This window comes from Rhodanobacter panaciterrae, assembly GCF_014651895.1.
Classification (GTDB): Bacteria; Pseudomonadota; Gammaproteobacteria; order Xanthomonadales; family Rhodanobacteraceae; genus Rhodanobacter; species Rhodanobacter panaciterrae.
This window is the reverse complement of record NZ_BMXT01000001.1, coordinates 533,748-553,799: the sequence shown is the minus strand read 5'-3', so window position 1 is coordinate 553,799 and position 20,052 is coordinate 533,748. Positions and strand designations below refer to the sequence as shown.

General features: G+C 62.6%; 20 protein-coding genes. 13 read left to right on the top strand and 7 right to left on the bottom strand.

The features are described 5' to 3' along the window. The first annotated feature begins 122 nt into the window (after positions 1–122). The 7 genes from IE071_RS02405 (at position 123) to IE071_RS02375 (ending at position 6,070) form a co-directional block, all read left to right on the top strand. A complete protein-coding gene (locus IE071_RS02405; RefSeq protein ID WP_189439579.1) occupies positions 123–854 on the top strand; it encodes a hypothetical protein in 732 nt (243 codons plus the stop codon). Positions 855–937: 83 nt separating this feature from the next. Beyond that, positions 938–1,183, top strand: a complete 246-nt coding sequence (locus tag IE071_RS02400; RefSeq protein WP_189439578.1) for a hypothetical protein — start codon at positions 938–940, stop codon at positions 1,181–1,183. A 72-nt stretch (positions 1,184–1,255) separates the two neighbouring features. Then, the gene (locus IE071_RS02395; protein ID WP_189439577.1) at positions 1,256–2,122 is read left to right on the top strand and encodes a TraB/GumN family protein; all 867 of its coding nucleotides are present in this window, start codon (positions 1,256–1,258) and stop codon (positions 2,120–2,122) included. A 68-nt stretch (positions 2,123–2,190) separates the two neighbouring features. Continuing rightward, positions 2,191–4,431: a DNA topoisomerase IV subunit A gene (gene parC, locus IE071_RS02390; RefSeq protein ID WP_189439576.1), complete on the top strand. Its 2,241-nt coding sequence runs from the start codon at positions 2,191–2,193 to the stop codon at positions 4,429–4,431. A 101-nt stretch (positions 4,432–4,532) separates the two neighbouring features. After that, entirely contained in the window at positions 4,533–4,976 is a 444-nt protein-coding gene (locus IE071_RS02385; protein WP_189439575.1) for a hypothetical protein, read from the top strand. A gap of 48 nt (positions 4,977–5,024) precedes the next feature. Further along, entirely contained in the window at positions 5,025–5,297 is a 273-nt protein-coding gene (lplB, locus tag IE071_RS02380; protein WP_229792704.1) for a lipoate-protein ligase small subunit, read from the top strand. Next, positions 5,294–6,070 (top strand): lipoate--protein ligase family protein, encoded by a 777-nt coding sequence (locus IE071_RS02375; protein WP_189439573.1) that lies wholly within the window; start codon positions 5,294–5,296, stop codon positions 6,068–6,070. Before lplB ends, IE071_RS02375 begins: the two co-directional genes overlap by 4 nt. Before the next feature lie 50 nt (positions 6,071–6,120). Here the strand turns inward: IE071_RS02375 and IE071_RS02370 are convergent, their stop codons facing one another. Then, positions 6,121–6,609 (bottom strand): NUDIX hydrolase, encoded by a 489-nt coding sequence (locus IE071_RS02370; protein WP_189439572.1) that lies wholly within the window; start codon positions 6,607–6,609, stop codon positions 6,121–6,123. 117 nt (positions 6,610–6,726) lie between these two features. Between IE071_RS02370 and IE071_RS02365 the strand changes: the two genes are divergently transcribed. Continuing rightward, entirely contained in the window at positions 6,727–7,557 is an 831-nt protein-coding gene (locus IE071_RS02365) for a phosphodiester glycosidase family protein (RefSeq protein ID WP_189439571.1), read from the top strand. Further along, the gene (locus tag IE071_RS02360; RefSeq protein WP_189439570.1) at positions 7,554–9,965 is read left to right on the top strand and encodes a penicillin acylase family protein; all 2,412 of its coding nucleotides are present in this window, start codon (positions 7,554–7,556) and stop codon (positions 9,963–9,965) included. The genes IE071_RS02365 and IE071_RS02360 overlap by 4 nt, the downstream gene beginning before the upstream one ends. 24 nt (positions 9,966–9,989) lie before the next feature. On the opposite strand, the gene IE071_RS02355 is transcribed toward IE071_RS02360, so the two are convergent. The 5 genes from IE071_RS02355 to IE071_RS02335 all read right to left on the bottom strand — a co-directional run bounded on the left by IE071_RS02355 (position 9,990) and on the right by IE071_RS02335 (position 14,005). Continuing rightward, positions 9,990–11,060 carry a hypothetical protein gene (locus IE071_RS02355; RefSeq protein ID WP_189439569.1) on the bottom strand — a complete coding sequence of 357 codons (1,071 nt, stop codon included), beginning with the start codon at positions 11,058–11,060 and terminating at the stop codon, positions 9,990–9,992. Continuing rightward, on the bottom strand, positions 11,057–11,713 hold the full coding sequence (locus IE071_RS02350; protein WP_189439568.1) for a cupredoxin domain-containing protein: 657 nt from the start codon (positions 11,711–11,713) through the stop codon (positions 11,057–11,059). The genes IE071_RS02355 and IE071_RS02350 overlap by 4 nt, the downstream gene beginning before the upstream one ends. A gap of 369 nt (positions 11,714–12,082) precedes the next feature. Beyond that, complete coding sequence (locus IE071_RS02345) at positions 12,083–12,574, bottom strand: group I truncated hemoglobin (protein WP_189439567.1); 492 nt, start codon at positions 12,572–12,574, stop codon at positions 12,083–12,085. 57 nt (positions 12,575–12,631) lie between these two features. After that, positions 12,632–13,552, bottom strand: coding sequence for a DUF3034 family protein (locus IE071_RS02340; RefSeq protein WP_189439566.1), 921 nt, complete (start codon positions 13,550–13,552; stop codon positions 12,632–12,634). A 57-nt stretch (positions 13,553–13,609) separates the two neighbouring features. Further along, entirely contained in the window at positions 13,610–14,005 is a 396-nt protein-coding gene (locus tag IE071_RS02335; RefSeq protein ID WP_189439565.1) for a COG4315 family predicted lipoprotein, read from the bottom strand. A 217-nt stretch (positions 14,006–14,222) separates the two neighbouring features. Here IE071_RS02335 and IE071_RS02330 point away from each other — a divergent pair, with 217 nt between their 5' ends. The 4 genes from IE071_RS02330 (at position 14,223) to IE071_RS16000 (ending at position 17,587) form a co-directional block, all read left to right on the top strand. Beyond that, positions 14,223–14,783 (top strand): sigma-70 family RNA polymerase sigma factor, encoded by a 561-nt coding sequence (locus tag IE071_RS02330; RefSeq protein ID WP_189439564.1) that lies wholly within the window; start codon positions 14,223–14,225, stop codon positions 14,781–14,783. Beyond that, on the top strand, positions 14,780–15,562 hold the full coding sequence (locus IE071_RS02325; RefSeq protein ID WP_189439563.1) for an anti-sigma factor: 783 nt from the start codon (positions 14,780–14,782) through the stop codon (positions 15,560–15,562). Before IE071_RS02330 ends, IE071_RS02325 begins: the two co-directional genes overlap by 4 nt. 22 nt (positions 15,563–15,584) lie before the next feature. Continuing rightward, positions 15,585–17,000, top strand: coding sequence for a cryptochrome/photolyase family protein (locus tag IE071_RS02320; protein WP_189439562.1), 1,416 nt, complete (start codon positions 15,585–15,587; stop codon positions 16,998–17,000). A 233-nt stretch (positions 17,001–17,233) separates the two neighbouring features. Further along, the gene (locus IE071_RS16000) at positions 17,234–17,587 is read left to right on the top strand and encodes an HNH endonuclease (protein WP_189439561.1); all 354 of its coding nucleotides are present in this window, start codon (positions 17,234–17,236) and stop codon (positions 17,585–17,587) included. 150 nt (positions 17,588–17,737) lie between these two features. On the opposite strand, the gene IE071_RS02310 is transcribed toward IE071_RS16000, so the two are convergent. Beyond that, positions 17,738–19,966, bottom strand: coding sequence for an AAA family ATPase (locus IE071_RS02310; RefSeq protein WP_189439560.1), 2,229 nt, complete (start codon positions 19,964–19,966; stop codon positions 17,738–17,740). Positions 19,967–20,052: the final 86 nt, after the last annotated feature.

The following is a 20,052-nucleotide window of genomic DNA, read 5'->3' as shown; positions in this document are numbered from 1 at the left end:
GAAGGGGTGGATGAAACGTAGCCGGATTGGGCGGCAGAATTAAACTGCGCAACGCAAGCTAAAACATTGATTCGGAAGAACACGATTGAAACGGCAACGTCCGGCAACATGAGATAGGTTGCATGATTACACTACATTTTGAAATCTACTTAGCGCCAGACCACCATGAACAACCTGTGCCAGTCCCACATCCCAGCTATACAAACGCTAAACCATATATCAAGCCAGTTCTCGACCTGTTTTCTGAGCTTGGAACCCAAGATGCGTGCCTACAGCTCCAGGAACTAGCAATTGTTCATCTCGAAAAAAGTGCTCAAGCCATGAGCGCACAGATGAACGACTATTTAAAGCTTCTCTACATCAGTAATGACATACCTCGCGGCACCTACAGCTTTGCTGGAATGCGCGAGCAGATCTACAAGTCGTTTATCGCTCTAACCCACTCAATATTTGATAAGACCATCAAAGAGTGCAATGGCGTCTTCCAAAAAAACAACACTTCAGTCACCTGGGTAACAACACTTAAAGGCGGAGCTGCCCTGCATCCCTTAGAACAACTTTGTTACAACTGCTCACCAGCGCAAAGGCAGTCATTGACGCAACCACCAGAGTTTCGCCTCCTTGAGTACTACAGGCGCATTCGTATTGCCTCGGCACATATCAATGGCGACACCGCTCAAGATGCAGAGGAAGCCTTCCACAAATTAACCACCACAGACCACCTACATTTTCAGCAGTACGTGCACATTCTTGGCGCCCCCAACGCACCAAATTTATTGACGTTCCAAGATTTCAAGCTATACACGCGCGCTATAAAGTACTACAGCAACCTTGTGAATGACGTATGCGCGTAGCTAAGCGGTCTAACTCAAGCGTCACGAGTAAAAGGTCTGGTTCATTTAAATCCAAACACCTCAAACTCTCCCAAGGAGCCGAAATGGATAGCCCGAACAAGTACTGGTTTCCCGCCAAGCGGTACGGCTGGGGTTGGGGGCTGCCGGTTCGGTGGGAAGGCTGGGTTTGTCTCGCCATCTATGCGGGGTGTGTTGCGCTCGTCATTCATTTCCTGCGGCCAGCAGCGGATCCCGTCATGTTCGCGGTGAGCCTTGCACTGCTCACCCTCGGCCTGATCGCCGTGTGCTGGCTGAAGGGCGAACCGCCACGCTGGCGTTCGGGCGACTGATCACGGCAAACGATCGAGGACAGGACCGCGACCGGATTGAACTGCCACGCGCTTGCCGCAACACTGGCCGGCATGAAACATCTGCTCGCTCGCTTCGCCATCTGCCTGCTTCTGCTGCTGCCCGTCGCAGCCATCGCCCGTCCTGCGCTGTGGGTGGTGAGGGACGCCAACACCACGATCTACCTGTTCGGCACGGTGCATCTGCTGCCGAATGACACGGCATGGCATTACCCGGCGCTGGACCAGGCGATGACGGACAGCCAGACGCTCTACATCGAACTGACTGACGACGACCCGGCGAACATGATGGCGCTGGTATTGCGCTACGGCATGGACATGTCGCATCCGCTGCCGACCCTGCTCAGCCATGCCGAACAGCTGCGACTGAACATCGCGGCGAATAAGGCCGGCGTGCCCGGTGGCATGCAGACGCTCAACCTGATGCGTCCGTGGCTGGCAGCGTTGACGCTGGCGACGGCGCCGCTGCTGAAGGCCGGGCTCGACCCCGAGCATGGCGTGGACAAACAGCTGAAGGCGCAGATGACCGACGCCGGCAAACAGGTGCTCGGACTGGAAACCGCCGAACAGCAGATCCGCTTTCTCGCCGACATGCCGCGATCGGTCGAACTGGCCTTCCTGCGTTCGAGCATCCGCGATGTCGACAAGGGCCCGATCGAACTCACCGAGCTGATCGACGCGTGGAAGAACGGCGATGTCGCCACCATCGCCCGCCTCGAAGACGAAGACCTGCGCCAGAGCGAGCCGAAACTGTACGAGCGCCTGCTCGTGCAGCGCAACGGCATCTGGGCGGGGAAGATCGCCGCGATGCTGCAACAGCCCGGCACCATCTTCATCGCCGTCGGCGCCGCGCACCTGGCCGGACCGGACAGCGTGCAGGCGCAGTTGCACAAGCTGGGCATCGACGCGGTTCGCCAATAGCGCCTGCTTTCTGGCACCATCGTCCGGTTATCCGCGCAGTCTGCGCGCTACCTGATTGATGCAACCCCATGAACCTGCAAGCCAATTACGAACAGATCCCGCTCAAGGAATACGCCGAGCGGGCCTATCTCGACTACTCGATGTACGTGGTGCTGGATCGCGCGCTGCCGTTCGTGGGCGACGGCCTGAAGCCGGTGCAGCGGCGCATCATCTACGCGATGAGCGAGCTGGGGCTGGCCGCCACCGCCAAGCCGAAGAAATCCGCGCGCACCATCGGCGACGTGATCGGCAAGTTCCATCCGCACGGCGACAGCTCCTGCTACGAAGCGATGGTGCTGATGGCGCAGCCGTTCTCGTACCGCTATCCGCTGGTCGACGGCCAGGGCAACTTCGGCTCGCCGGACGATCCGAAGAGCTTCGCGGCGATGCGCTACACCGAATCCAAGCTCAGCCCGATCGCCGAGGCGCTGCTGGGCGAACTGGGCCAGGGCACGGTCGACTGGGTACCGAATTTCGACGGCACGCTGGAGGAACCGAGCTGGCTGCCGGCGCGTGTGCCGCATGTCTTGCTCAACGGCTCGATGGGTATCGCGGTGGGCATGGCCACCGACATTCCGCCGCACAATCTGCGCGAGCTGGTCAGCGCGTGCATCCGTCTGTTGGACGATCCGGACGCTACCGTCGCGGATCTGTTCGAGCATGTGCGCGCACCGGATTATCCGACCGAGGCGGAGATCATCACCCCGCGCGCCGATCTGCTGGCGATGTACGAGAGCGGCATGGGCTCGGTGCGTGCCCGCGCGGTGTACCAGCGCGAGGAAGGCAACATCGTGATCACCGCGTTGCCGCATCAGGTCAGCCCGTCGAAGATCCTCGAACAGATCGCCGCACAGATGCGCGCGAAGAAACTGCCGATGATCGAGGACCTGCGCGACGAGTCCGATCACGAGAATCCGATCCGGCTGGTGCTGGTGCCGCGTTCCAGCCGCGTCGATGCGGACGAGCTGATGCCGCATCTGTTCGCCACCACCGATCTGGAGAAGAGCTTCCGCGTCAATCTCAACATGATCGGCCTGGACGGCCGCCCGCAGGTGAAGAATCTCAAGCGCATCCTCAGCGAGTGGCTGACGTTCCGCACCAGCACGGTAACCAAGCGCCTGGAACACCGGCTGGCCAAGGTCGAACGCCGGCTGCACCTGTTGGAAGCGCTGCGCATCGCCTACCTCAATCTGGACGAGGTGATCCGCATCGTGCGCAGCGAGGACGAGCCCAAGCCCGTGCTGATCGCGCGCTTCAAGCTCAGCGAGGAACAGGCCGACTACATCCTCGAAACCCGCCTGCGCCAGCTGGCGCGGCTGGAAGAGATGAAGATCACTGCCGAGCGCGATCAGCTCGAAGAGGAGCGCGCGAAGATCAGCGTGCTGCTGAAATCGCCGGCCAAGCTGAAGGGCCTGATCAAGGAAGAATTGCGTGCCGATGCGGCCAAGTTCGGTGACGACCGCCGTTCGCCGCTGGTGCAGCGCGAAGCGGCGCAGGCGCTCGACGAAAGTGCGCTGGTCGCCAGCGAGCCGGTCACCGTGGTGCTGAGCCAGAAGGGCTGGGCGCGCGCCGCCAAGGGCCACGACATCGACGCCGAAGGCCTGAACTATCGCGAAGGCGACGGTCTGCTCGCCACGGTAAAGGCGCGCACCACCCAGCAGGTGGCGTTCATCGATTCCACCGGCCGCAGCTATTCCACGCCGGCGCATACCCTGCCCTCGGCACGCGGCAACGGCGAACCGCTGACCGGACGTTTCAGTCCAGCCGCCGGCGCCAGTTTCGACGCGCTGATCGCCGGCGATAACGACACCCGACTGATCCTCGCCACCGACTTCGGCTACGGCTTCGTGACCCGCTTCGAATCGCTCACCGGCCGCAACAAGGCCGGCAAGCAGATCATCAGCCTCAGCGACGGCGCGCACGTGCTGGCGCCGCAGATCAGCGCCGACCCGGCGCGCGACCGCATCGTGGTGGTCACCACCGAAGGCCATCTGCTGATGTTCTCGGTGGCCGAGCTGCCCGAGCTGGACAAGGGCAAGGGCAACAAGCTGATCGAGATCCCCAAGGCCAAGCTCGTCAGCGGCGACGAACGCGTGGCTGGTGTGGCCGTGGTCAGTGAGGGCAAGGGCGAGGTCACCATGTATGCGGGCCAGCGCAAGCTCACGCTCAAATGGGCCGATCTGGTCGAATACGGCGGCAACCGCGCCACCCGCGGCGGCGTACTGCCGCGCGGCCTGCGGCGGGTGGAGCGGATCGAGACGACGGCCTGATGAAGGGATGGCAGGAACTTCCCGCCATCCTGTGTTTCAAATATTGATGTGCACGCCAACGCGGCCTTGTGCGTTGAACACGTCATATCCCCGGAGCACGCATGAATATGAAACGTCTGATCATTGCCTTGGCAGGCACCTTGCTGGTCAGTTCAGTGTGGGCGCAAACGGCCACCAAACCGCTGAACCTCAAGCTGCCTCCCGGCGACATACCCGCCTCCAGTTCGACGGCAGCCGCCCCCACCAGCACCACCAGTTCGACCACCACCAAGCCGGCACCCGGGGTGTATTACGGCGACACCAGTGGCCGCATGAGCGATAGCCGAACCGCCGATGCACCCAGCTGCGATGATTCCAAGTACAACGATGCACAGATGCATGGCAGCGTCGGCATGGGCGTGGTGGGCGGCAGCCACATGAGCGGCAGCTACCAGACCGGCGAGGTGAACGTGACCAAGGCCTTCGGCAGTTGCGATCACCCTACCGGCGGCGTCAGCATTTCTATCGGCGGTGGCACTGGCAACTTCCACGGCCGCGGCCACTGATCGACCGCGCAACGCAGACGGAAACCGCCCATGCATGGCGAATACAAGATGCCCGGCGGCAAGCTGGTGGTGATCGACCTCGACGTGCGTGACGGCCGGCTCGCCAATGTGCAACTGAGCGGCGATTTCTTTCTGGAACCGGACAGCGCGCTGCACGCCATCAACGCCGCGCTGGAAGGTCAGCCGGAACAGGCCAGCGAGACGGCGCTCGCCGACGCCGTGCTCGACGCACTTCCGCCTGATGTGATGATGTATGGTCTTTCACCGCAAGCCATCGCGGTCGCCGTGAGCCGCGCTCTGCACAGGGAAGCCGAGGCATGATGCGTACCGATTGGCGCGACCACGACTGGCAGCTGATCCACACGATTCCGCAATCACCGTCGCTGCACATGGCGCTGGACGATGTGCTGACTTACGAGGTCGGCGCCGGTCGCCGCAAACCGACCCTGCGCATCTGGGAATGGGCTGCCCCGGCGGTGGTGATCGGCCGCTTCCAGTCGCTGCGCAACGAGGTCGACGCTGAAGCGGCTCAGCGTCACGGCATCCAGGTAGTGCGTCGGGTCAGCGGCGGCGGCGCGATGTTCATCGAACCGGGCAACACGATCACCTATTCGATCTACGCGCCGCAGTCGCTGGTCAAGGATCTGTCGTTCCAGGAGGCCTACGCCTTCTTCGATGCGTGGGTGCTCGAGGCGCTGGCCGAACTGGGCATCAAGGCGTGGTACCAGCCGCTCAACGACATCACCTCCGAAGGCGGCAAGATCGCCGGCGCCGCGCAGGTGCACCGCGGCGGCGCCGTGCTGCATCACGTGACCATGGCCTACGACATCGACGCCACGAAGATGCTGGACGTGCTGCGCATCGGTCGCGAGAAACTGTCCGACAAGGGCACCGTCAGCGCGGCCAAGCGGGTCGACCCGTTGCGCAGCCAGACCGGCCTGCCGCGCGAGGCGGTGATCGAACGCATGATTGCCACCTTCCGCCGCCTGCACGGTCTCAGCGACGATGTCGTGCGAGCGGATGAGCAGGCGCGGGCCGAGGAACTGGCGCTGGGCAAATTCTCCAGCGCCGCGTGGTTGAACGACGTGGCGTGAGCTTCATCACCCGCTCTCCCCCGGCGCAGCCGGGGGAGAGCGGGTAACCGCTACAGCCGCGAATACGACCACGACTGCATGCGACCATCCTTGTACGGCATCACGCCATGGAACGGGCGCGGATCGGCGTCGAATACCAGCGGCAGGAAATGGCGGTCGCCTTCCCACATCGGCAGCGTCAGCAAGCGCTCCAACGCGACCCACTCCAGCGTGCCTTCGGGATTGGCCACGAACGGTATGCCGCTGTAACGATCGATCACGAAGATGAAGCCGAGCCAGTCCTCGCCGTGCTTGCCGAAGCCGGGCCAGTTCAATGTGCCGCGCAACTGCATCGACTCGCACTCGATGCCGGCTTCCTCGCGGATCTCGCGTCGCATGCAGCTGGCGATGTCCTCGCCCGGCTCCATCTTGCCGCCGAGGCCGTTGTACTTGCCCAGGTGCTGGTCGTCCGGGCGTGCATTGCGATGGATCATCAACACTTCGCTGCGGTCGGGCGACAGCACATAGCCGAGGGTTGCCACTATCGGGGTATAGGGCATCGCAGTAACACCGTAAAAAGCCGAGTTTAACGGCAGTCGCGCTTCCTCGCCGAATGAGGCTGAACCGTCGCCTTCGCCGGGCTTGCACCCACGCGGCTAGACGGCGACCATCGACGAATGCGCCGATCCACCTTCCTCGCGTTTCGCCTCTGCCACGCCCCACGATTACTGCGCGGGCTGCTGCATGGGTTACTGCCGCTGGCCCTGCTCGTCGGCGTACCCGGCTGCACGCCGACCGCGCAGGCGCTGGACAGTGGCGAGCTGGCGTTCGAAGGCCAGAACTACCGCATCGTCCACCTGGATCTGAAGCGCGAGCAGCTGGGCCTGCACTGGCGCGACCCGCAGAGCGGCCAACCATTCGGCAGCATCGAGACACTGCGCCAGTGGGGCGATGCGCATGGCCAACGACTGCTGTTTGCGACCAATGCCGGCATCTACGATCACAAATTCGCCCCGCTCGGTCTGTACGTGGAAAACGGCAAGACCGTGGTGCCACTGAACCTCGCGCACGGCAATCCCGCCTCCGGCAATTTTTCGCTGCTGCCGAATGGCGTGTTTGCGATCTATCCGGACGGGCATGCGGCGGTACGTACCAGTGCTGCGTTCAAGGCCGAAGGCAAACCGGCGCAATGGGCCACCCAGTCCGGCCCGATGCTGCTGATCGACGGCAAGCTCAACGAGCAGTTCGTCGATGATTCGTCCAGCCTGAAATGGCGCAGCGGGGTCTGCGTGAGAAATTCCCACGACGTGGCCTTCGCGGTGAGCGAGGCACCGGTGAACTTCCATACGTTTGGACGTCTGTTCCGCGACCGGCTCGGTTGCCGCGACGCGCTGTACCTGGACGGCACCATTTCGCAGCTGTACGTCGATGGCGAGGGCTACGCGGGCGCACCGGCCTTCATGGTCAAGCCCTACGCCGGTATCTTCGCGGTATTCGCCAAGCCATGACGACGCGGCGCTGGCGTGTCCTGCGCGCGCTGGTGCTCGCCCTGCTGGCGCTGTTGCTGATCGCCTTCGTCGCTGGCTGGTATCTGCTTGCCGGCAGCCGCGCCCAGCTCGACGGTGTACGTCATATAGCGAGCCTGTCAGCACCGGTCAGCATCAGCCGCGACGCACTGGGCACGGTCACCATCGAAGGCAAGAACCGCACCGACATCAGCTACGCGCTCGGCTACGTGCATGCGCAGGAGCGCTTCTTCGCGATGGACCTGATGCGCCGCATGCCGGCCGGTGAACTGTCTGCGCTGGTCGGGCCGGCGGCGCTGAAAGTCGATCTAAACCATCGTCGCCATCGCCTGCGCGCGGTGGCCGAGGCGGCTTATGCGCAGTTGCCGGCGGCGCAGAAACACGAGCTCGATCGCTACCGCGACGGCGTCAATGCTGGCCTCGCCGACCTGCGCGTGCAGCCGTGGGAATACCTGCTACTGACCGTCAAACCGCAACCCTGGCGATCGGAAGACAGCATGCTGGTGATTGCCGCGATGTACCTCGATCTGAACCACGACGGCCGCAACGAGCGCGAACTGCGCTTTGCCCAGATGCGCTTCGTGCTGCCCGATGAGCTGGTGAATTTCCTGCTGGCGCCGGACCCCGACTGGGAGGCACCGCTGAGCGGTCAGTTATCACGTTCGCCGGTGATCCCCACGCCCGACGTGTTCGATCTGCGCCATCTTGCATCGACCAAACCTTCTACCAGTCTGACCACCGCACTGGCACCCGCGCTCGATGCACCGCGTCCCGGCAGCGGCAGTTTCGCTGTTGCCGGCGCGCTCACCGACAGCGGCGCGGCGATGCTCGCGAACGACATGCATCTGGCCCTGCGCGTGCCGAACATCTGGTTCCGCACCCGCCTGCGCTACCCCGACGCCACCGCGCCGAACGGCCAGCGCGACGTCAACGGCGTCAGCCTGCCCGGCACACCGGCGGTCGTGGTGGGTTCCAACGGCCAGATCGCCTGGGGCTTCACCAACAGCTACGGCGACTGGCAAGACTGGGTACGCGTGCTGCGCGATCCGGCCGATCCCACGCGCTACAAGGTGCCGGAGGGCTGGGCGACGATCGAGCACCACGACGAGCATATCCAGGTCAAAGGCAGGGCCGACAGCATCCTGAAGGTCGAGGACACCCGCTGGGGCCCGATCATGGGCAAGGACGTCGACGGAACATCGCTGGCACTGGCCTGGATCGCCGATCGGCCACGCGGCTACAACCTCGACCTGATGCAGTTTGAACACGCATCCGATGTACCCACGGCGTTGAACCTGGCACCGCAATTCGGCATGCCGCCGCAGAACCTGCTGGTCGCCGACAGCGCAGGGCATATCGGCTGGACCATCGCCGGCAACAGCATTCCGCTGCGCGTCGGCATCGATCCGTTACTGCCGTCGGACTGGTCGATGCCCGGCACCGGCTGGCAAGGTTGGGCCGAGTCCGCGCAATATCCGCGCATCGAAAACCCCATCGACGGTCGCCTGTGGACGGCCAACAACCGCACCGTCGACGGCGATGCCCTGACCCTGCTCGGCGACGGCGGCTACGACCTCGGCGCCCGCGCGCAGCAGATCCGCGATGACCTGCAAGCCCACGGCAGTTTCACCCCCGGCAACCTGCTCGACATCCAGCTGGACAACCGCGCCTTGCTGCTGACCCGCTGGCAGCAGTTGCTGCAACAGACATTGGTTGACAGCAAGACACCGGCACTAATGCAGCTGCGCCAGCTCACCCAGACGTGGCGCGGACGTGCCGCCGTCGACAGCGCCGACTACCGGCTGGTGCGTGCATTCCGCAGCCGGGTCAGCCAGCTCGTGCTGGCGCCGTTCGTCGCGCAAGTGAAACACCGCTATCCGGATTTCAGCTGGCCCGACGAAAGCAGCGCCGAAGCGGCAGTGTGGCAGTTGATCAGCGATCAACCACCGCAACTGCTCGATCCGAAATACGCCGACTGGGATGCCTTGCTCACCGATGCCGCCAGCCAGATCGCGACCGAACTGGGCCAGCAACCCGGTGGCCTCGCCGCACGCAACTGGGGCGAGTACAACCGCAGCGCGATCAAGCACCCGTTGTCCGCCGCGTTGCCGCACTGGCTCGGTCGCTTCATCGACATGCCCGATGAGCCATTGCCTGGCGACAACAACATGCCGCGCGTCGCCACGCCCGGCTTTGGTGCGTCCGAACGCCTTGATGTATCACCCGGTCACGAGGCCGAAGGCGTGCTCGACATGCCCGGCGGCCAGAGCGACAACCCGCTGTCGCCGTACTTCGGCGCCGGCCATGCGGACTGGGTCAGCGGCCGGCCGACGCCGTTGCTGCCGGGGAAGACCGAGCACACGCTGACCCTGCAACCGCCCGCTTCGTGAAACCCCGCCGTCTGCCTGACTTGCCTAGGCAGACGGATGCAGCAGTCGATTGATGCCGTCGCGCAGACGTCGAACGATCGGACTGCCATTGACTCGTATGGTGAGGTGCTGGTCGCCATGACTGGCGAGCTGGATCACCTCCAGCATGCGTTGCAACGGTAGCCAGGTGCGCCACCATTGCAGCAACACGAGCAGCACGGCACACACTCCGAATCCACCGATGCCGAGCAGCAATGGCAGTGCAGCGGTGTCGATCCGGCCGTCGGCCTGCTCATCCGGACCGATCGCGACCAGCGCGGCCTGAGCGCCGGAAGTTTTCAGCGGGGTCACCCACGCAGACACCTTGCGTTGCCCATCTGTCAGTTGCACGGCCTTGCCTGCTGCCGCTGTCACGCCCAGCACGGCGGGAAGCTGCGCGGACAGCTCCTGCCCGACCCAGCTGTCCAGTCCACTCGACGGTGCCGGTTCCGAGCCGGGGGTGGGCTGGACCAGCACGGCGACATCGGTGCGGGCGATCCGGCTGACCGCAATGGCGAAGGTATCATCCACATGCGAGGCCGTGAGCAGCACGCCCTGCAGTACACCGCCGCGCAGCAGCGGATTCACGGCAACCCACAGCAGCTGCCCATGATCCACCCACACGCCTTGCTGCGGCTTGAGCAGACTGATCGCGCTGGTGACCAGCGGATCGCCCCGGATGCCGTCGTGATCCTTCAGCAGGATGCCCGACATGGCGACCGGCTTGCCCTGCGGATCAAGCACGGCCGCAATGTCGTAACCATGCCGGCGCTCCTTGAGCAGGTCGCTGATGGATGCGCTGTCGACGGCACCGCCCAGCTGCGGATTGGGAATCAACGATTGCGCCACGTAGTCGACGAAGGCCGGATCCTGGGCCAGCAACTCGGCACGCAACTGCAGTTCGACCAGGCGGCTCGTCTGTAATTCGCGCTCCACGGTTGCGGCCACCTGCAGCTGATCCAGCACTCGGGCCTGTGCGCGGTGGTCGACTTGCCGCAGGGTCACGGCAGCGGCCGCCGTCGCCAGCAGCGCCACCGCGGCGACGCCGAGCAGCAGAAACTGCGTGGCCGGTTTCATGGCGTCGCCCCGGCATTCAACTCGGTCGTCATGCGCGGCTTGATCGCCAGCAATTGCTGCCTTACCACGCCGCTCATCGGAAGCGTCACCGACTGGCTGGCCGGTTGCGCACGCGGATTCCAGAAGTGCAGCGTGCCCGCACCGGCCGGCAGTCCGCGCAGGATGAAGCTGCCGTCGGCAGCCACCTTGCCGACATAAGGCGTGGGCACCACCAGCATGTCCAGCTCCATCGAATGATGCACATTGCAACTGACCAGCACGATGCCGGCACGGCCGAACACATGCGCAGCCTTTTCGCCGGAACCCTGATAGCCGAGATCGAAGGCCGCACCCGGCGTCACCGAGAAAACGTTGTGGCGCACTTCGTCCAGATTGACGAAGGTCACCGTACTGCCCTGCGGTACGGCTATCGCCTCGGGGTTGAAGTCACGGTTGTGGGTATATACGGTGTAGTGCGCTGCCTTGGCACGGGCACCGCCATTACTGGGGACGAAGTACACCAGCGTATCGGCCTGTTCGCCTGCGGCGACTTGCTGACCGCTCGCCGCACCCAGATCCACATGTCCGCTGATCTGCACCGATGCGGAGGGAGAGGCTGGCGCGGCAGTCGCGGCGACATCGACCTTTTTCATCACCGGCGCTTTCAGAGCCATGCGATGAAGTTCCGGCACAGGCGCTGGCGCAGATGCGGCGGGCGCGATCGATGCTGCCGCCGGCTCAGCCATGGCCATCGGTGCGGTCGCGGGCTCAGCCATGGGTGCTGGCGTGGGTGCTGGTGCAGGCGGTGCCACCGGCGTCGAAGCTGGAGCCGGCATTGGCATGGCCGAAGCGGCCTGCGCGGGATGCTGGCTGGGCACGGTGTTGCAAGCACCGAGCATCACCACCGCCCCGATCAGGCACATGCGATAAACGAACATAAGACCCCCTATGGTCATCCGATCAGTGAACGCCATGCGCGCGGATCAGGCATGGCGTTTTTGCGAAAGCGAGCCGCGTGAGCGGCGACTCGTCGAGTGCGGCACTTACTTGGTGATGACGGCCTTGTGCATCGGCGCCAGTTTCGCCAGCAGCTTGTTCTGTGCGCGGAACGGGATGTCGTGCTTGTTCATGGCCGTCTGCAGATCCTCGACCAGCGCATTGAAGGCCGCGCGGTTGATGCCGAGGCCGCGATGCACCTTCTCCATGTCCTTGCCGCTATAGGTGCATGGACCATCGAGAATCACGCAGAACTGATCGACCAGTTCGACCTTGATGTGCTCGCGGTCGGCATCGACGAAGTACGGCCGCGTGCGCGTGTCGGCCATCAGGTTGTCCATGAAGTCGTTCATCAGCGCGACCAGCCCCGGCCTGCCGCCGAACTCGTCGAACACCGGCTTTAGCGAGGGATCGCGCGGTGCGCTGGCAGCCATCGCCGCGGACTGCTCCGGCATCGGTGCGGTGTCCTGCGCCATGGCGGCCTGGGCAAACAGCATCGCCGTGGCGATCACGGTGGCATGCAGGGAATACTTGAACATGGGTGTGCTCCTTGGTGGGCAGAATGGCTAACAGCAAATAGCGATCAAATCCGACGCTCAGAATCCGACTTGCACCGAGGCGTACAGTCCTCGCTGCCGATCCTTGATGACGATGTTGCCGAGGTCGGCATACGCCAGCGTCAGCGAGACGTGTTTGTTCGGTGCCCACGCCACGAACGCGTCGTACCAGTCGTCTTCCTTGGCGATACCGAGGTTGTTCGGCTTCTGCCGATACTCGGCCCCGATCGCCCAGTTGCGGCTTAGCAGGTACGCCACCGAGCCTTCGAATTCCGGCTTGTACGAGTTGTTCCGGTCGCCACCGAAACCGAGGATGCCGATCTGATTGGCCTTGGTGAAACGCAACGTGGCATTCACCAGAAGGCTTTGGCCGAGGAACAGCTTGGTCGCGTTGACGTAGTAGTCGTTGCCCTCATCCGACTTCGCGCCGATGAATTGCAATACTCCGGCCTGGTCGTTCTTCTTGTGCTGCACACCGACCGACACCTGCGGCAACCAGCTGTCCTGGTCGAGCACGACATCGCCGAACAGGCGCACCTTCACGCCGATGATGTTCTGCTGGAACGTGAAGCCCCGGCCCAGGCCCAGCGCGGCGCCGACCTGCTCGGTATTGAAGCGCTGTTGCGCGAACGACACTTCCACCCGGTCGTACAGGCCGACCATCGCGCCGACTTCGTCCAGATGGTAGTCGGGCAGATTCACGTGGGTGAGGAACGCATTCGCGCCAATCTCGTCACTCGTGCCGTAGCCCCCGATTACCGCCCATGGCGTCAATCCGCCGCCGGCCGAACCCTCGACCTGGGTTACGCCGCCGGTAAGTAGCAGCTTGTTGCTGACTGTCGGCGTGCTGCTGTCGCTGGCGCTTTCCACACCGGCGGCTGCGGCCACGGATGAAATCACGCAGCCGCTCAGGGCCAGCCCGATCAACCACGTCGCCCGGTTCTTGCGATACATCCCCATGAAAGCACTCCCCTCTGACCGCGCAAAATGCGCATGTGCAGGGATATACGGACCAGCTCACGGTTTGGATGCAGGAACCGTGCTTGCCGATCCGGACACGACATGCCAGCTCCCATTGACGCCGTCGCCGTCGCGGTCGCCCGGCTTGTCATCGCCGGCGAAGAGGTACAGCGGGTGGCCACGGTAAACCCATTGACGGACGCCATCGGCACGCACCGTCGTGCTGTAGTCGCCGCTCGCCTTGATGCCCCTGTCGATGGCATAAGGCGGCCATGCAGCCGCGCATGCCCCGTCGCAACGGCTCGCTCCGGAGGCGCCGTCGGGGTCATAGCGATACAAGGTGTGTCCCGCCTCATCGACCAGCAGCCCTTGCGCATTGCGCTGCGGCACGGAGCCGGCAGCGGCCGTGCCGGCAAACATCAGCAATACGACGACACGGCGAAGAATGTGCATGGCGTAGCCTGTGGCGGGATCTCAGGCCGATTGCCTGCTTGAGCTTGTACGTCGCAGGTATCGGCGCGGATGCACCATCGACGACGCAGCAAATACCGCGGGGTGGCACGCTTGCTAGCATGTGACATCGCCTTCATGCTGTGAAAAGTACCCTCGCCGAGGCGCTTGGCAAGGCGTACCCGGATCGACTCCCTCGCGACAACAGGATGGTTTGCCCATGAGTGTCAGCAGCCCCGCCGAGCGTGACGAGCTGAATCAGCTGTTGCAGCAGACCGGTCGCAACGATCAGAAGGCGTTCGCCGAGCTGTACAAGCGCACCTCGTCCAAGCTGTTCGGCGTGTGCCTGCGCATGTTGCGCGACCGCGGCGAAGCCGAGGAGGTGCTGCAAGAGACCTACACCACGGTGTGGCGTCGCGCTGGCAGCTTCGATGCAAGTCGGGCCAGTGCGGTCACCTGGCTGGTCACGCTGTCGCGCAACAAGGCGATCGACCGCCTACGCCAGCATCGCGAGGAATTGCTGGACGACCCGTCGCGACTGGACGAGACCGTCGACGAACAGCCCACACCGGCCGCCGGTGCGGAAACCAGCCAGGAATACCAGCGGCTGCAACATTGCCTCGATGAACTGGAGCCGCAACAGCAAAGTTCAGTGCGTGAAGCCTTTTTCACCGGAGCTACGTATAACGAATTGGCGACACGCTGCAAGGTGCCGCTCGGAACCATGAAAAGCTGGATCCGCCGTAGTCTCATGCAACTTCGCACGTGCCTCGATCAATGAATACACCCATCGAAGACGGCAACAATAATCTGCGCTACGCCGAGTACGTGCTCGGCGTGCTCGATGCCGACACGCGTGCCGAAGTGGCGCATGAAGTATTGGTCTCCGGTGAAGCCGCGACCGCGGTGGCCTTGTGGCAACGCCGCCTGATGCCGCTGACCGACACCATCGGCGAGGTCACCCCGGCGCCGTATGTATGGGCGCGAATTCACGACGCGCTGCAGCTGGACGCGCCAGCCAGGGTCGCCCCACGCAAGGGACTGTGGGACAACCTGCAGCTGTGGCACTGGCTCGGCATCGGCGCCAGTGCAGTCGCTGTCGCGCTGCTCGTGGTGGTGTCGCTGCCACGGCCGACAACGACGCCGACGGTGGTCAATGCCGGCTACATGGCTTCGACCATCCAGCAGGACAACGGCTCCACCGGCTGGACTGCCACGATGGATCTGCAGCACGCTCGCATGGTGGTGGTGCCGGCCACGCCGGTTGCGTTCGAGCAAGGCCGCGCGCCAGAGCTGTGGCTGATTCCGGCCGGCGGCAAACCCATCTCGGTAGGCATGATCGCGCGCGACAAGCCGACCACGCTGGCACTCGATCCGGCACTGCTGGCGCAACTCGGCCCGACCGCCGCGCTCGCCGTTTCGGTCGAACCGATCGGCGGTTCGCCAACCGGTCAACCGACCGGTGCGGTGATCGCCAAGGGTGCGATTGGTGCCGCACCGGATGCCGGCGGCAAGGTGGCCATGATCGGAGACAGGCAAACGGATCGGAACCGGGTTTAATCAAGCCCGGTCGGCTCCACTCATGAGCACAGCCCTGGTCCTGTTCCGGCGCGATCTGCGCCTGACCGACAACCCGGCGTTGAATGCGGCCTGTGCGGCGCATGCACAGGTACTTCCGGTCTTCATTCACGCGCCCGACGAGGATGGTGAATGGACGGCTGGGGCCGCCAGCCGCTGGTGGCTGCACCATTCGCTGGCAGCACTGGACAACCGGCTGCGCGTACAACACGCCGGACTGCATCTGCGCCAGGGCGACACGCTTGACGTGCTGCGCGAGCTGATCCGCAGCAGTGGTGCCACGGCGGTTTACTGGAACCGGCTGTACGAACCCGCGTCGATCGCACGCGACACGCGGATCAAGAGCGCACTGCAGGACGATGGCATCGCGGTGCACAGCCACAACGCCGCGCTGTGGTGCGAGCCATGGCAGATCGCGACCCAGCAGGGCCAGCCGTACAAGGTATTCACGCCGTACTGGCGCAATCTGTGTTCGCAGTTGCAAGCGACCGAATCGCTGCCCGTGCCGCACGTACCGGGCTGGCGCGAGCTGCCCGATGACCTTCCTCTCGCGGCATTGGAATTGCTGCCGCGCATCGCCTGGGCCGGCGGCTTGAGTGAGCACTGGCAGCCGGGCGAAGCCGGGGCGCAGGAGTTGCTGGAGATCTTCGGCGACGACGCCATCGGCGATTACGCGCATGCGCGCGACCTGCCGGCGCGCCATGGCACCTCGCGGTTGTCGCCGCATCTGCACTTCGGCGAGATCTCGGCGCGGCAGATCCACTTTGATCTGGATCGGCGCGCCCAACGCGTGGATGCAAAGCGGCGACCGGACATCGAACCGTATCTGCGCGAGCTGGGCTGGCGCGAGTTCGCCCATCACCTGCTGTTCCACTTTCCGCACACGCCGACCGCGAACTTCAATCCGCGTTTCAATGATTTCTCGTGGGCGCCACCGAATCAGGCGTTGCTCACGCGCTGGCAGCGTGGCCGCACTGGCATCCCGCTGGTCGACGCCGGCATGCGCGAGCTCTGGCACACCGGCTGGATGCACAACCGCGTGCGCATGATCGTGGGCAGCTTCCTGACCAAGAACCTGCGCCAGCACTGGCAGCACGGCGCGCGCTGGTTCTGGGACACCCTGGTCGATGCCGACCTCGCCAACAACACACTGGGCTGGCAATGGGTGGCCGGCTGCGGTGCCGATGCCGCGCCGTATTTCCGCGTGTTCAATCCGGTGACGCAGGCGAAGCGTTTCGATCCGGAGGGTCACTACCTGCGGCGCTGGTTGCCGGAGTTGGCGGATGCGCCGTTGGCGTTGTTGCATGAGCCGTGGAGGGATGCCGATCTGCTCAAGCGCAGTGGGTATCCGGCGCCGATGGTGGATCTGGGGCAGTCACGGCAGCTTGCGCTGGATGCTTATGGCGCGCTCGCACGCTGACTTCGTATTGGTGGCGTAGAGGTAACTTACGAAGTTGCGCTTTGGTTCGCACGTAGCCCGGGGGCGGCTTGCAATGCGCCCGATATCGGGCTTATAAAGCAACGGCTGGTCGGTGATATCCGCCAGTGTTGTGCCCATGACGAGGATATTCGCTGGGTGCCCGTTCTGACGCCAGAGGCGCGACGGGAATCAAACCACCTCTTTATTTCTACCCTTAGCGAGGGATCTTCGACATGGCCAACTTTCGGGCGAAGCGCGCCCATGCTTTCAAGCAACAACACGGGCAGTGCTTCTATTGCCAACTTCCAATGTGGCTCATAGACATGGCCACGTTTGCTCGCCAACGCGGATTTACCATGCGTCAGGCCATGCACTTTCGTTGCACCGCAGAGCATCTGGTGCCGCGATGCGAAGGAGGAGGAAACGTTCAAGAAAACATCGTTGCAGCATGCTGGTGGTGCAATACCCGCCGGCACCATTGCAAGCATCCGTTACCGCCAGTGGCATTTCATGCGTACGTGATCAGGCGTGTTCGCACAGGCCGGTGGCACGATCGAACGCTTGTAAGGTCTGCACCGAAGATGTGATCACCGACGATTGATCGCATCCAATCGCATAAGCAAAACCACGATCTGGAGGATAGTCTCACCAGAAGCGGGGGCAGGTTCACTTATTCCGTTCGCATTGCGGCAGCAAGTGAACCTGGCCCCGTTCTCGCCAATATTTTCAGCAATCCCCTAGGCCACAGAAACCTGCGGCACTTCCTCGCCCATTTTTCGTAGGTAGTGATTCTCGTGCCCGACTGCCTTAAGCAATGCACGCAACTTACCCATGTAGTAGTCAGTGTCGTATTGCGACCAATCGATGGGTGGACCATTGATCCCATCTTTGTGCGAACCCCGATTTAAGTATCGCTCAAGGGGCGTGAACTTGTTCGAGTGATCAGCAACAGCTAAGCATTTCAGAGCATTGGCTAAGTCAGCGGTACCAGCTGTGAAAGTAAAAAACTGTTCGAGAATACACCGCATGGTATTGGGCACGACTTGGACGGGGGCTTTGTTATCTCGCGCATCGCGCAGCACCTGCCACAGCGCATCGTAATCGTTCATGAGCGCCAAGGGGTCGAGTGCCACGACCGCTGAGTAGTCGTTCTTCTGAACCCTTAGCAGCTGACACTTGGCGGCCGCCTTCTCCAGCGATCCACCGGCAAGTTGGTAGATAAGTTCGTGGAAGAAAAATAGATTGTGGGTAAGAACAATCACCTGCCTCACCTTGGGCAAGCCGGCCAAAGGCTTGATCAGCTGGTGTTGGATGATCGTCGCTACGTCATAGATGTAGTTCTGTGACAGGCTGGAGATCGGATCGTCAATCACGACAATTGTCTTGCCCACCTCAACATTTCCGGTCTCTTCATGCGAGCCCTTGATCAGCTCGATGAAATAGAGGAAGGAGATAAGAGTTTTTTCGCCTTCACTGAGAGACTGAGCGCTGCAATTGACGTCATGCGGCCTTGCTAAGCAATACAGGTGACCATCCCCATCTTTTCTCGTGATCCAGAACGATGTAATCCCCATGTCCTGTAGGCGGGCATTTATGGCTTCGACGGATGCATCGACGCCGGTTTGCTGGCCGCGAAGCTCGGCCAGGCGAAGCGTGTTGATAGCGATGCGTTGCTCCAATTCGACAGTGAGGGCCTTCACAGCCGTCAACTGTGCCTCTAGCGGTGCAAGAGCCGCATCGTGGGCTGCATACGCCTCGGCGCGATCCGCCTGCAAGACCTCGTAAAACATCTTCCTGATCTTGGTGCGCTCACCGCTGCGGTCAAGGATCCGCTTGTTGAAGTCATCCACCTTCGCTTTCAGCGCAGCCAAGGCATCTCTCATGGGCTGATGATCAGCAATCTTGATTTTAATCGCGTTACTGGGCTTGGCCTGCTTGGTGCGCATCAAGGATAGGCTGGCTTTCATCTGGCCTTCCAGCTTGCTCCAAGCCAGCTCCAGTCCCGTCTCCTTCGTAATCGGATCGTCAAACACGCCGCTCATGCGCTCTTGCAGCTGCTCCAGACGCAAGGCGTAGTTCGATACCAGCACGGCGATCTTGTCGATCTTGAGCTTCCGGCCACCTTCAAGCAGCTTGGCCAACTCATCCTCGAAATCGTGGGGCAACCGTTGCTGGCAGAACGGGCATTGCTCATCCCACACATAAGCCCGCCCTTGGTCGACCCAATCACCATTTCCCAACTTAGCGATGAGGGGAGCTAGTCGGCTGGCAGCTGACACCTCCACCGGATCCGCCCAGATGGCGTCTTCTTCGGTGTCTGCCAAACCTGAGAGGTCGATCGGAGGCACAGTCTTGCTAGTCTCAGTGCCAGATACATCTGCATAGCGCTGCTCCAACCGTGCGATGGTGTCCAGCTTGGTGCCTTGGGCTACCTCATAGGTCCGGAGATCATTGAAAAAGCCCTTCTTGTTCCTTCCATAGCCCTCCAGCATGCTCGCCAATTTCGTGGCCTTCCCGGTGCCATGGGCTTTCCAAATGTCGTCGATGCCGCGAGAGATCTCATCATCGACCAACTTTTGCGCCACCTCAACCCGCCCGCGCAGCACCGTTACATCAATGTCCAGCGCTGCGTTCTCTGCGTCCTTTTCGTCGATCTCCTTCTGCTTGGCAGTATCCACCTCACCGATGGTGAATATCCCCTGCATCGTCTCACCGATTACTCGGCCCGCGAACGCATGGTTGTAGACCAGATGACGAAACGGGCCAGTCCCCGTCGTCTCGACCTGACAGTGCGCAAATGTATCGTCTTGGACAGAGCGACCATGAACAACTTCTCCGATCGCTGATTTGCCCGCTCCATTCAAGCCGTAGATGAAGGTGGCCTGCTTGCCTGTATCGAAATCGATAGCTGCAAGCGTGGTCGGGTGAAAACTCTTGTAATTGTGGATCGAGATCTTCTTGATCATGCCCGTCCCCTGTAGAACCCAGTCCAGGTTGCCTTGACGCAACGTTTCCGTATTTATTGGTGGCCGATGGACACTGTAACGGCCTT